The 12,096-nt window shown below is 45.2% G+C and carries 11 protein-coding genes; 5 read left to right on the plus strand and 6 right to left on the minus strand.

Annotation, left to right across the window (positions count from 1 at the left end):
• Positions 1–7 precede the first annotated feature (7 nt).
• From QQ041_RS15850 to gnd, 4 genes are all read left to right on the plus strand, one after another.
• Complete coding sequence (locus tag QQ041_RS15850) at positions 8–703, plus strand: response regulator (protein WP_146489957.1); 696 nt, start codon at positions 8–10, stop codon at positions 701–703.
• Between the two features lie 410 nt (positions 704–1,113).
• On the plus strand, positions 1,114–2,616 hold the full coding sequence (gene zwf / locus QQ041_RS15855) for a glucose-6-phosphate dehydrogenase (protein ID WP_008220790.1): 1,503 nt from the start codon (positions 1,114–1,116) through the stop codon (positions 2,614–2,616).
• Positions 2,613–3,329, plus strand: a complete 717-nt coding sequence (gene pgl / locus QQ041_RS15860; protein ID WP_285954455.1) for a 6-phosphogluconolactonase — start codon at positions 2,613–2,615, stop codon at positions 3,327–3,329. The genes zwf and pgl overlap by 4 nt, the downstream gene beginning before the upstream one ends.
• Positions 3,330–3,357: 28 nt before the next feature.
• Entirely contained in the window at positions 3,358–4,806 is a 1,449-nt protein-coding gene (gnd, locus tag QQ041_RS15865; RefSeq protein WP_048659456.1) for a decarboxylating NADP(+)-dependent phosphogluconate dehydrogenase, read from the plus strand.
• Between the two features lie 132 nt (positions 4,807–4,938).
• On the opposite strand, the gene QQ041_RS15870 is transcribed toward gnd, so the two are convergent.
• A complete protein-coding gene (locus QQ041_RS15870; protein WP_353057839.1) occupies positions 4,939–6,087 on the minus strand; it encodes an HD domain-containing phosphohydrolase in 1,149 nt (382 codons plus the stop codon).
• 442 nt (positions 6,088–6,529) lie between these two features.
• Here QQ041_RS15870 and QQ041_RS15875 point away from each other — a divergent pair, with 442 nt between their 5' ends.
• The gene (locus tag QQ041_RS15875) at positions 6,530–6,943 is read left to right on the plus strand and encodes a VF530 family DNA-binding protein (RefSeq protein WP_010438513.1); all 414 of its coding nucleotides are present in this window, start codon (positions 6,530–6,532) and stop codon (positions 6,941–6,943) included.
• Positions 6,944–7,121: 178 nt separating this feature from the next.
• Here the strand turns inward: QQ041_RS15875 and QQ041_RS15880 are convergent, their stop codons facing one another.
• From QQ041_RS15880 to QQ041_RS15900, 5 genes are all read right to left on the minus strand, one after another.
• Complete coding sequence (locus QQ041_RS15880) at positions 7,122–7,313, minus strand: hypothetical protein (RefSeq protein WP_123283324.1); 192 nt, start codon at positions 7,311–7,313, stop codon at positions 7,122–7,124.
• Between the two features lie 289 nt (positions 7,314–7,602).
• Positions 7,603–8,361 carry a sulfite exporter TauE/SafE family protein gene (locus QQ041_RS15885; RefSeq protein ID WP_285954442.1) on the minus strand — a complete coding sequence of 253 codons (759 nt, stop codon included), beginning with the start codon at positions 8,359–8,361 and terminating at the stop codon, positions 7,603–7,605.
• Positions 8,362–8,553: 192 nt separating this feature from the next.
• Positions 8,554–10,074 (minus strand): tripartite tricarboxylate transporter permease, encoded by a 1,521-nt coding sequence (locus QQ041_RS15890; protein WP_285954443.1) that lies wholly within the window; start codon positions 10,072–10,074, stop codon positions 8,554–8,556.
• A 10-nt stretch (positions 10,075–10,084) separates the two neighbouring features.
• A complete protein-coding gene (locus tag QQ041_RS15895) occupies positions 10,085–10,585 on the minus strand; it encodes a tripartite tricarboxylate transporter TctB family protein (protein ID WP_029405318.1) in 501 nt (166 codons plus the stop codon).
• A 247-nt stretch (positions 10,586–10,832) separates the two neighbouring features.
• Positions 10,833–11,804, minus strand: coding sequence for a tripartite tricarboxylate transporter substrate binding protein (locus QQ041_RS15900; RefSeq protein ID WP_017055247.1), 972 nt, complete (start codon positions 11,802–11,804; stop codon positions 10,833–10,835).
• Between the last annotated feature and the right edge of the window lie 292 nt (positions 11,805–12,096).

Genomic DNA, 12,096 nt, shown 5'->3' on the forward strand with positions numbered 1-12,096 from the left:
AACATAAATGAATGCAATCACGAGAGTCATGGTTATTGAAGATGATATTGCGATTGCAGAGCTGCACCATCGTTATTTAGAACAGATGGGTGGCTTTGATGTGGTCGGGATTGCGACAACACATTCTGAGGCTCTAATGCAATTAGACATTTTAAAGCCTGATTTGGTGCTATTGGATGTGTATCTGCCTGATGGTTGTGGGCTCGATATTCTTAATCATGTAAGAGGGAGCAACCAAGGGTGTGATGTGATCTTGATTACGGCAGCCCGAGATGTGGATACGTTACAGCAGGCAATGCGCGGTGGAGTAGTGGACTATCTACTGAAACCAGTGATGTTTCCTCGGTTGGAAGCGGCACTGAAAAAGTATCAATCTCAACAGCAAGAGTTTGAAAGTGTGTCTGACCTTAACCAAGGCTTGGTCGACAAGATGCTGCAAGCCAATGCAAAAGCGGACTCAGGTAAAGTATCAACCTTACCCAAAGGAATTGATGGCGTAACGTTGGATAAGATCAGAGCCATTTTTCAACAAGCTGATGCTGTTAATATTACCGCCGATGAAGCCGGAGAACGAATTGGTGCTAGCCGAACCACCGCCAGACGCTATTTAGAGTTTTTGATTACGACTGGCGAGTTAGTCGCGGACTTAAATTACGGTACCGTAGGGCGCCCAGAGCGCTGCTATAACAAAGCGCAAAGATAAACACGACATCATCAAAATAAATATAAAGCCAGTTGAATAAGCTGGTTTTATCTTTCTCTTCCTTTCCTATTGCTCACTCCACCGACCAGATACCGTTCTTTCTTGACTACAATGTTTGAGAATGCTGATTTGCTTCTCCCTCGGGCCAAATGAACGGAGCTATCGATTAGAATTTGTTCGAAATGAGTCAATATTTAATCGATTGCTTTCACAGTGGTTGATGTAAATCAAATAGTCATAGACAATACCGTCCCGAATAGAGGTGATAGCTTTCACCCTCGTTTACCAAACGCATTCTCAAATTTAATAGGCGCTTACTATTGATGTAATAGTTAAGACCTATTATCTATTTTCGTATGTCGCTGATACCGTTGGCGAATACTAAAAACCTTGTTTTTATAGGAAAGATGATGGTAATACCTGAAAACAGCAGCATCGTTATTTTTGGTGCGTCGGGAGATCTAACTTATCGCAAGTTAATTCCTGCTTTGTACCACCTGTATGCTAGCAATCAACTACCAGAATCCTTTGCGATTCTTGGAGTGAGCCGTACTGAGTACAGCGATGAGTCTTACCGTGAGAAGCTGAAGAAGTCTCTTCAGGAAATGGAACAAACTGAACCTGAGACGCTGAATGCATTTATTGAGCATTTGCATTACCAAGCGATCAACACTTCAGATGTCGAAGATTACGCTCGTTTAGCACAACGTCTAGACAAGCTTGAGCAAGACTACCAATTCGAAAACCATAACACACTGTTCTACTTGGCAACGCCGCCAAGCCTATACGGTGTGATCCCAGCAAACCTTGCTGCGCATGGCCTGAACGATGAAACGAACGGCTGGCGTCGTCTGATCATCGAGAAGCCATTTGGTTACGACCTAGCTTCTGCTCAAGCGTTAGATGAAGAGATCCATCATCACTTCCAAGAACACCAGATTTACCGTATCGACCACTACCTTGGTAAAGAAACGGTACAAAACCTTCTAGTGCTTCGTTTCTCAAACGCGATGTTTGAACCACTGTGGAACCGTAACTTTATTGAATACGTTGAAATCACAGGTGCTGAGTTCCTTGGCGTTGAAGAGCGTGGCGGATACTACGACGGTTCTGGTGCAGTTCGTGACATGTTCCAAAACCACCTGCTGCAAGTGCTAGCGATGGTTGGTATGGAACCACCTGCTCAAATCAATGCTGATTCTATTCGTGACGAAGTGGTTAAAGTGCTTCAGTGTCTGAAACCTCTTGAGGAAGATGACCTACGTAAAGATCTCGTTCTTGGTCAATACACAGCTTCAGATGTACGCGGCCAGCACTTGCTTGGTTACCGTGAAGAGCCGGGTGTAGCAGACGATTCTCGTACTGAAACGTACATCGGTTTGAAAGCTCACATCAACAACTGGCGCTGGAATGGTGTTCCTTTCTACGTTCGTACAGGTAAACGCTTACCAACGCGCGTAACGGAAATCGTGATTCACTTTAAGAACACGCCACACCCAGTATTTGGTCAAGATGCACCAGAGAACAAACTGATTATCCGCATCCAACCGGACGAAGGTATTCAGATGAGCTTTGGCTTGAAAGAGCCGGGCGCAGGCTTCAAAGCAAAAGAAGTGAAAATGAACTTCTCTTACTCTGACTTGCCTGAAACTCAAATGCTAACGGCTTACGAACGTCTTCTTCTTGATGCACTTAACGGTGATGCAACTCTGTTTGCACGTACCGATGCAGTAGAAGCATGTTGGAAGTACGTTCAACCAATCTTAGACTTCAAGCAAGATCCTCAAGCACTGTTTGGCTATGCTTGTGGTACTTGGGGCCCACAGGAAGCGGATGAACTTCTGCAACGTGATGGCCGCGCATGGCGTTTCCCATGCAAAAACTTAACAGACACGGATTACTGCGAACTATGATCAATCACAAGATCTTTGCAACGCCTGAACTGGTTGTTGAAAACCTAGCAAATGAAATGAAAGCATACAGCGAGCAGGGCAAACCTGTTCACATTTCACTGTCTGGTGGCAGCACGCCAAAAATGCTTTTCAAGCTTTTAGCTGAGGCGCCTTACGCGGAAGGTATTCAATGGAATAACCTTCACTTCTGGTGGGGCGACGAACGTTGCGTGGCACCAGACGACGCCGAAAGTAACTACGGTGAAGCAAACGCATTGTTGTTTACACAAGTAAACCTTCCTGCTGAAAACATCCACCGCATCCGTGGTGAAGATGAGCCAAAAGCAGAAGCAGCGCGTTTTGCAAAAGAGATGGCAGACGTGATTCCAACAGAAAACGGCACACCTGTTTTCGATTGGATCCTGCTAGGTGTTGGCGCAGACGGCCACACAGCTTCACTATTCCCGGGTGTAACTGACTACCAAGATGAGAACCTATCTGTACTGGCTTCTCACCCTGAGTCTGGTCAAATCCGTGTTTCTAAAACAGCAAAAGTTTTAGAAGCAGCAAAACGAATCAGCTACCTAGTACTGGGTGCAGGTAAAGTTGAGATCGTTAAAGAAATTCATACAACTCCTGCTTCAGAACTGCCTTACCCGGCAGCGAAAATCCAGTCTAAAACTGGCGAAACAGAGTGGTTCCTAGATTCAAATGCAGCAAGTGCTATCGCATAAGTGCGAATAGCCGCAAGGAGATAAAATAATGAAAGGTGATATCGGTGTAATTGGCCTAGCAGTAATGGGTCAGAACCTTATCCTAAACATGAACGACCACGGCTTCAAAGTGGTGGCTCATAACCGTACTGCTGCTAAAGTAGACGAGTTCCTAGAAGGTCCAGCTAAAGGTACTAACATTGTTGGTGCTTACTCTTTAGAAGAGCTAGTTGAGAAACTAGAAACACCACGTAAAGTGATGCTTATGGTTCGTGCTGGTGACGTTGTAGACACGTTCATCGAAAACCTAATCCCACTTCTAGACGAAGGCGACATCATCATTGATGGTGGTAACACTAACTACCCAGACACTAACCGTCGTGTAGCGCATTGCCGTGAGAAAGGCATCCACTTCATCGGTACTGGTGTATCTGGTGGTGAAGAAGGTGCTCGTTTCGGTCCTTCAATCATGCCAGGCGGCGCAGCTGAAGCTTGGGAAGCGGTTAAGCCAATCTTCCAAGGTATCTCTGCAAAAACTGACGCTGGTGAGCCTTGTTGTGACTGGGTTGGTAACGACGGTGCTGGTCACTTCGTTAAGATGGTACACAACGGCATCGAATACGGTGACATGCAGCTTATCACTGAAGCATACCAGTTCATGAAAGATGGCCTAGGTATGTCTGCTGACGAGATGCAAGCGGTATTCGCTGACTGGAACAAGACTGAGCTAGACAGCTACCTAGTTGAAATCACTGCTGACATCCTTGGCTACAAAGATGAAGACGGTGAAGCGTTAGTTGAGAAGATCCTAGATACTGCAGGCCAAAAAGGTACGGGTAAGTGGACGGGTATCAACGCACTAGACCTAGGTATCCCACTGACTCTAATCTCTGAGTCTGTATTCTCTCGTTGCCTGTCTGCTCTTAAAGACCAACGTGTTGAAGCTGAAGCTTTGTTTGAGAAGACAATCACTCCAGTTGAAGGCGACAAGCAAGAGTGGGTTGATGCACTACGTCAAGCTCTACTGGCTTCTAAGATCATCTCTTACGCTCAAGGCTTCATGCTAATGCGTGAAGCATCGAACGAAAACGGCTGGGACCTAAACTACGGTAACGTAGCGCTAATGTGGCGTGGTGGTTGTATCATCCGTTCTGCATTCCTAGGCAACATTCGTGATGCGTACGAAGCAAACCCAGACATCGCGTTCCTGGGTTCTGACGAGTACTTCAAAAACATCCTACAAGGCAGCCTAGTAGCATGGCGTAAAGTAGCAGCGAAATCTCTAGAGTCTGGTATCCCAATGCCATGTACGATTTCTGCGCTATCTTTCCTAGACGGTTACACAACTGCACGTCTACCAGCGAACCTGCTTCAAGCTCAACGTGACTACTTCGGTGCTCACACTTACGAGCGCACTGACCGTCCACGTGGTGAATTCTTCCACACAAACTGGACTGGTACAGGCGGCGACACTGCTTCTACAACTTACGACGTATAATCGTTAGTTAGAATCAGTTAAGAACCTTGTTGTTCTTATCAGCTGTAAACTAGAAAACAAAAGGATGCCGATTGGCATCCTTTTTTGTAGGTTCTGAAAGAGAGTCACGTACAGTAAATTTAATACAACCTGTTAAGCGAGCGCAGCTTGTGGACTTTGCACATCATTGTATTGCTCTCGTATCGACATGAAGTCATCTAGGTTGTGCTTCAGTGCAGACACACACTCTGGATCAAACATCAGCCCTGTATGCGCTTCAATGTAGTCCATTACCTTAGATGCTGACCATGCGTGTTTGTAAGCTCGTTTACTCAGTAAAGCATCGAACACATCCGCTAGCGTGACAATTCTTGCCTCTAGTGGAATAGCTTCTCCAATGAGCGCATCTGGCAACCCAGAGCCATCAAACCGTTCATGATGGTGACGTACAATATTCTTGATGAACTGAACTTCTTCGTTACACATTGAGCTGTGGTGGGAAAGGGCAACCACGTCATCAATCATCTCTTCGCCATATATCGTGTGATTGTTCATGATGTTTCTTTCTTCTTCCGAAAAACGCTCAGTACTGAAGAGCACTTTGTCTGGGATTCGGTACTTACCTATGTCGTGAAATGGGGCATATAAGCGAATGCGGTGAACGAATTGGTGGGTAATCTCATTGTTACTGTGCGAAAGCGTACGTGCGAGCTGCTCGCTGTATTTTCCCATGCGAATCAGATGCTCCTTGGTTTCAGGATCACGTGCGTGCCCCATGTTTAGGGCGATTGCTAATGAGGACTGAAAATGTCTCTGACGTTCGAAGAGTTGCACAAACAGGTTCGAAATCGCTTGAGTGAGGTACGCGATGTCACTTTGTATTGTCTGCTTAGCAAAAAACTCAGTGCATGATGCGTTGATGAAAACGAACCCGAGGTTACTCTCTTGATAGTGGATAGGCGTGGTATAGCTACTTTGATGACCAAGTTTGAGTAGGTGGGAGATTTGCTTGGTCGGATTCATCAAAGAGAGGTCATCAACAATTCTTGTTTCTAATGATTCAGCCAAGTGACTCAAAGCGGAGTTGGGTTTGATCTCCTGTTCGATGTAGTGATGCTTGGCGTTTTGGCACAGTGAATCGGATACAAAATAATTCGATGCTTTATTTTCACTGCATAGCACCACGGATAGCCGAGATAATATGGGGTAGTGTTCACGAGCTAGCCGGAAGAGATCATCGACTATGGCGACGATGTCCTTGTCTTGGGCCGCTGCTCTACTGAAATGGGAGTAGTCAAACATGTGGCAAGCCAACCTTTATTTATAATTATGTTATTGTTTAATCTGGGGTTTTTACCGTTTCGATATTCAATAAAACCATAGCACTGTGTTATTAAAATGTAATACTGCGTACTGAAAAACTTTAATGTCATCACTAAATATATGGTTTTTACATATGGTTACCGTAGGTTTTGTTAAGTTGAACCAGTTTCATAACCGTTGGGGTGAAGGTTTGTTTGTAGAATATGCTTAGTCTGTATAGCGAGCTAAGGTAGGGTGTTAAGTGACCAATTCGAAATTAATTTCAAAGATAAATAGGATAACCAGGATGCTTTATGCCATCATAAAGGCATAAAGATGGGCAATGGATGTAATGCCCAAGTGATTGAGCTAGAAATGGTCAGTGATGACGGTGTTCTAGAGTAAATTCAAGGCCTTTAGTTGCCTTGAAAAAGGTAATGTTATGACTGAAGAAGAAAGAATCGAACTGCAACAAAATAACCCGCTACATGGCTTAAAGCTTGAAACCATGATCACTGAATTAGTGGATCATTATGGTTGGGAAATTTTAGATGCGGCAATGCGTATGAACTGCTTTAACACTAAGCCGACTGTGGCAAGTGCTGTTAAATACCTGAAGAAAACGGAATGGGCTCGTGAGAAGGTTGAGAACTTCTATCTTTACCGTTTCAAGCGTATGCCTAAAGCGTCGGACATTGAATACCAAATGCCTCCGCGTTCACGTACATTCCGCCATGGGCTAGAGCCTCGCGAACCAATGGAATTGACGGTAGAGTCTATCCACGCTTCACAAGCTAAAGCTGCGTCTGCATTTAAAGAGCGCCGTGGCGGTAACGGTCGTAACTTTCGTCGTTAATAAGAAGGCGTCGTTAGAAAGAGCCGTCGTCAGATAGGACTTCGCTAAGCAAGAGAGGTCTTTAAGAGCGCCGTCTAATTAGCTAAAGCGATAAGCATAAAATACAAAAGGAGCCTAAGTGCTCCTTTTTTAACGTTTGTACTTTGTTCAAGCGTGTAAAGCTTGTTGTACTTGAGTCTTAAGCTTCGCGGTTCTTTCTTTGATTCTTCCAAAGATCGGTGACATAAACGATGGCACTGATAAGCAAGAAGAGCGCTGACACAGAAAACAGAGCGGGCATTTTGAGAATCCACGCGAATGTGGCAGCGAGAAAAGCGACAAAGCAAATGAGTCGACTTGATGACATGACATGACCGAGTTTAGTGTTCATAACGCCTCCTAATGAAGTCTCACTTTCGACAGGAGAATTATCCCACCTTTGGCAAAATAAAGGCTAAAAAACAGTCTAAATTGTTATCAAATTTGCTAATTGAAGGACTCGTCTCACATATTTTGGGTTGGCTATTTTATAAGCAATAAAATAACAAAATAGGTATGAGAAGGGGGTAGTCTTTTCGGTCTATCTTTCATGTTGAAAGCCTTATTGAACCGAATGTCTAGTTAGTTTAAAACCGAGTTAGCATAAACCTAGCTGGTATAGAACCTACTCAGAATGAAACCTAGTTGGTATAGAAAAAGTAAGCGGTGATCAAAAAGCTCGCGATGATCACTGTGTTACGAACATACTGTTGAGGGATCCGGCGAGAGATTTTTGCTGAATAATAACCACCAACCAATGTACCCAATAATACAGCCATGCCAGACGGCCAATCAATCGAACCATTGACGATAAAAAACACGATCGCAGCGAGGGAAGCACATGCGGACACGAGCAGTTTGATGCCATTCATCACGTTGATGTTGGTGTAACCAGCAAGCGCCAAATAGCTCAATGTCACAATGCCCAAACCTGCATTAAAATACCCACCGTAGATACAGACAATCAAAAGCAATAAAGCGGAAAAGAATGCGCCTGCGCTGGTGGCGTGCTTATGCTTGGCTGTAGCTTGCTTAAGCCATTTATTAAGCATGCCGCCAAACGTGAATAGCAGAGCCGCAAACAGCAGTAGCCAAGGAACGGATTGAGTGAACAGAGCTTCTGGTGTGTGAAGTAGCAAGACGGCCCCGATACCACCGCCAATTACACATAGAGCAATGGTCAACTTTAGTTGCTTAGTACCAGATTGAATTTCGTGGCGCAGAGCGTAGGCTCCGCTAATGTATCCAGCACACGAAGCAAAGGTATTGGTCGCGTTGGCTGCTATTGGTGGAACGCCAGCAAACAATAGAGCAGGGAAGGTGATAAAGCTGCCGCCACCCGCAATGGAGTTAAGCACACCGCCAATCACGCCTGATAAGAATAGAATCAACCAATCCATAGTTTTAGAATCCAATACGTTAACTAATTGGTTACCTTACTTGAATTTGTTATGAATATCAGCGCCATGTGTGTTGTAAAGATAGGTTTGTGAGTTTGCTACCATCTTTAATCGTTGGTTCGAATAGAGGCTCTAAATGAAAAAAGGAGCCAATAGCTCCTTTTGTTGAGGTTTAGTTGATTTAGCAGAGTATTACACTTCTACTGGCTTTGCTCTAAAGCTCTTGAATAGCTTAACTAGAATCGGGCTAGACAGAACTAATACCGCCAGAATTGTGAAGGTCATGGTAATTGGGCGTTCCCATAGGAAGCTGACTTCACCATCGCTGATCATTAATGCGCGTCTCAAGTTCTCTTCCATCAAACCGCCCAATATGAAGCCTAACAGCAGTGGTGCCAATGGGAAGCTGGCTAGCCTTAGTGCTATTGCTGCCATCGCAACCAGCAGCATCACAAATATGTCCATCGTGTTGAAAGACACCAAGTACACACCTGTGATTGAGAAGAAGATGATCATTGGCAGTAGAACCGTTCTTGGTACCGCTAACAGCTTAGAAATGTATGGGATCAAAGGCAGGTTCAAGATAACCAGTACGATGTTGCCAAAGTACATAGAGATAATCACCGACCAGAATACATCTGGGTGTTCAACGAACAGGCGCGGGCCCGGTTGAATACCGTAAGCGATTAATGCACCCAGCATGATAGCCGTTGTACCAGAGCCCGGAATACCCAGCGTTAGTAACGGAACGAATGAACCACTTGATGCTGCGTTGTTTGCCGATTCTGGAGCAACAAGACCACGAATGCTGCCTTTGCCGAACTCTTTCTGTTTGTCTTTTGGCGCTAGGCTACGCTCCATACCGTAACTTAGGAATGCCGCAATAGTGGCACCTGCGCCCGGTAGAACACCAGTAAAAAAACCGAGAATAGAGGAGCGAATCGACACCGGCGCGACTTCTTTGAACTCTTCTTTGGTGACCTTCATGCTGCCGATATCAGACATCTTTTGGCTTTCTTCAGCGCTGTTGTCTTGCTCAGGCTTAAGAATGCCCATTAAGGTTTCACCCAGTGCGAACGTCGCCATAGCCAGCAATAGGAAGCTGAAGCCATCCATTAGATCTGTTAGGCCGAATGTGAAACGTTCAACACCAACGCCTTTGTCGATACCTACGGTTGAAAGCATTAAGCCTAAGATAGTCATCATCCACGCCTTGATAACCTGTCCTGGGCCTGCAAACGCCGCTACAGCGGATAAACCTAGTAGCATCAGTGCAAAGTAGTCAGAAGACTGGAAGCTCAGTGATACGCTCGCTAGAGCCGGCGCTGCAATCAAAAGCATAATTGCTGAAAGTGTGCCGCCAGTAAAAGAAGAGTAAGCCGCGAGTGCAAGTGCTTTACCTGCTTGACCTTTTTGAGCCATCGGGTAGCCGTCAAACGCGGTTACTACCGTTGAAGAACAACCCGGAGCATTGATTAAGATTGATGACGTTGAGCCACCAAATACAGCGCCGTAGTACACACCAGCCATCAAGATTAAGCCTGAAGAAGGGTCTAGGCCATAAGTGATAGGGATCATCAGAGCAATGGCTGAAATTGGACCTAATCCTGGAAGCATACCGATGAAGGTACCAACGAAACAGCCCACGATGACCATCATGATGTTCATTGGCATCACGGCGGTCGAAAGTCCTTGTAAAATTCCGTCTAACATAATGTTGTCCCTACCAAAGAGTGAAGATTAAACCAGGCTCTAGGTAGATATCTAAGCCTTGAGTTAAAAGAAGAAAGAACGCGATAACGAAAGGAAACGACGCGCCAAATAAAACAGCTTTACGACGCTCACCCAGTAGGTAAAAGCCTGCAAGTAAGAAGAAGCTGGTTGCTAGAACAAAGCCAAGATAAGTCAGCCCAATACCGTACAGCGCCATTAACACCAAGAAGCCAATCAGCAGTTTCCAGTTCAGCGGCGTTGTGTCGCATATGACTTTCTTATCCGGTTGTCCTGTTATCAGCAGGATCAACGAAAGGCCAATGCCGATAAACGTCAACAGGGTAGGTAAGGTTCTTGCTGTGAAGGGTTCGTACTCGTCGCCGGGAAACAAAGGGATCAGCGTGGTTTGGTAGCCATAGCACAAGCACGCCAGCATAAAGATCATGGCTCCGATGCGATCCTTCGAAAGCAAAGATTCCTTACTCAGAAATTTGGTTGGTAAGTCCGACATGTCCAACTCCATTTGGGGTGGTGTAAAAAGTAAAAAAGCCGTACATGAGCGAGTTAATGAAGAATGTCTGGGATCACTAACTAAAGGTGAGCGAATGACATGGCTTGGATAAAGTAAGCCACTTGCATCTACAACGAATCAGCAAGCCTTAGCAATACGCTACGAATAAACAAAGGAGTTTTAGTTAACCCATGTACGGCGAAACAGGAAAGAGTAAGAGGGCACAAAGACCCTCTATGATTGTTGGTTATTTCAAGAAACCAAGCTCACGCATTAGGTCGCCCATCTGTTTTTCTTGGTCTTCTAGGAAGGCGTAAAAATCTTTGTCAGCTTTGTAGTTGTCGATCCAACCGTTACGGTCACGAACCACTTGCCACTCATCGGTTTTGTACATTTTGCCAAGCGCTTCGTTCCACTCGTCGATTTTCGCTTGACTTGTACCCGGTGCCGCGAAGAAACCACGCCAGTTAGCAAATACTGTCTCGTTGCCGTATTCAGTCAGTGTTGGGATGTTAGGCGCAGCGTCAAGACGCTTTGGAGCCGTCACAGCAAGCACTTTTACTTGGCCAGATTTAGACATCTCTAGTACTTCACCAAGGCCCGTTGAAAGCAGCTGTGTTTCGCCAGAAAGCAATGCCGCCATTGCTTTACCACCAGCATCGTAGGCAATGTAACGAACTTTCTTTGCATCAAAACCTTCGCCTTTGAATGCTGCAGCAACCACAAGGTGGTCCATGCTGCCACGAGCTGAACCGCCAGCAATTTTCACTTTACGTGGGTTGGTTTCGAATTCTTTAACTACATCTTCCCAAGTGTTGTACTTAGAATCCGCAGACGCGACGATTGCACCGTAATCGGCAATGGTTGCTGCTACCGGAGTTAGGTCACGGAAAGATTGTGGGAAGATACCTGTTAGTGAACGAACAACGATAGGCGTTGAGTTCACCATTAGCGTGTCTTCTTGGCGTTGAGCCGTTTCGATTAGGTGAGCAATTGCTTTACCACCACCGCCACCAGAGAGGTTTTGGAAAGAGACATTTTCTACGATGTCTGATTTCACTAATACATCACCCGTACCACGAGCTGTCATATCCCAACCGCCACCAGCGCCGCCAGGGATTAGGAAGTGGATTTTTTCTACGTCAGCAGCAAAAGTGTTGAAAGAAAAGGTTGCTGCGATAATAGAAGCCGCAAGAGTAGGTTTCAGTGCCTTGAACATGGTTCACGTTCCTTATGTAGGGGATCTCTTCAATGGAGAGAAACTTATGTTTTATTTCCAGCTACTAAACAGATGAGTAGGATATTGCTTAGCAGATGAAGCTAAAGTTAACGGTGTGTTAATGAAATGTCTGTAATGCGGCGATATTGAGAATAAAGAACATTGGATTAATATTGTTCATAAAGTTCACGGAGGCGTGGCTATAGGACTCTTCCAGCAATAATAACTAGGTTTTTCTTGAGTTTATGTGAACAATTTTTTTGACTGCTGGTCGCTTTATACTGCTGTGTAT

This window comes from Vibrio sp. TMPB1044 (assembly GCF_030442075.1).
GTDB classification, from domain to species: Bacteria; Pseudomonadota; Gammaproteobacteria; order Enterobacterales; family Vibrionaceae; genus Vibrio; species Vibrio satsumensis.

Excerpts from the sequence above, each read along its gene's own strand:
- QQ041_RS15875 (WP_010438513.1), top strand. The coding sequence starts at position 6,530 with ATGACTGAAGAAGAAAGAATCGAACTGCAACAAAATAACCCGCTACAT.
- QQ041_RS15880 (WP_123283324.1), bottom strand. The coding sequence starts at position 7,313 with ATGAACACTAAACTCGGTCATGTCATGTCATCAAGTCGACTCATTTGC.
- QQ041_RS15850 (WP_146489957.1), top strand. The coding sequence starts at position 8 with ATGAATGCAATCACGAGAGTCATGGTTATTGAAGATGATATTGCGATT.
- zwf (WP_008220790.1), top strand. The coding sequence starts at position 1,114 with ATGGTAATACCTGAAAACAGCAGCATCGTTATTTTTGGTGCGTCGGGA.
- QQ041_RS15890 (WP_285954443.1), bottom strand. The coding sequence starts at position 10,074 with ATGTTAGACGGAATTTTACAAGGACTTTCGACCGCCGTGATGCCAATG.
- QQ041_RS15870 (WP_353057839.1), bottom strand. The coding sequence starts at position 6,087 with ATGTTTGACTACTCCCATTTCAGTAGAGCAGCGGCCCAAGACAAGGAC.
- QQ041_RS15895 (WP_029405318.1), bottom strand. The coding sequence starts at position 10,585 with ATGTCGGACTTACCAACCAAATTTCTGAGTAAGGAATCTTTGCTTTCG.
- QQ041_RS15900 (WP_017055247.1), bottom strand. The coding sequence starts at position 11,804 with ATGTTCAAGGCACTGAAACCTACTCTTGCGGCTTCTATTATCGCAGCA.
- pgl (WP_285954455.1), top strand. The coding sequence starts at position 2,613 with ATGATCAATCACAAGATCTTTGCAACGCCTGAACTGGTTGTTGAAAAC.
- QQ041_RS15885 (WP_285954442.1), bottom strand. The coding sequence starts at position 8,361 with ATGGATTGGTTGATTCTATTCTTATCAGGCGTGATTGGCGGTGTGCTT.
- gnd (WP_048659456.1), top strand. The coding sequence starts at position 3,358 with ATGAAAGGTGATATCGGTGTAATTGGCCTAGCAGTAATGGGTCAGAAC.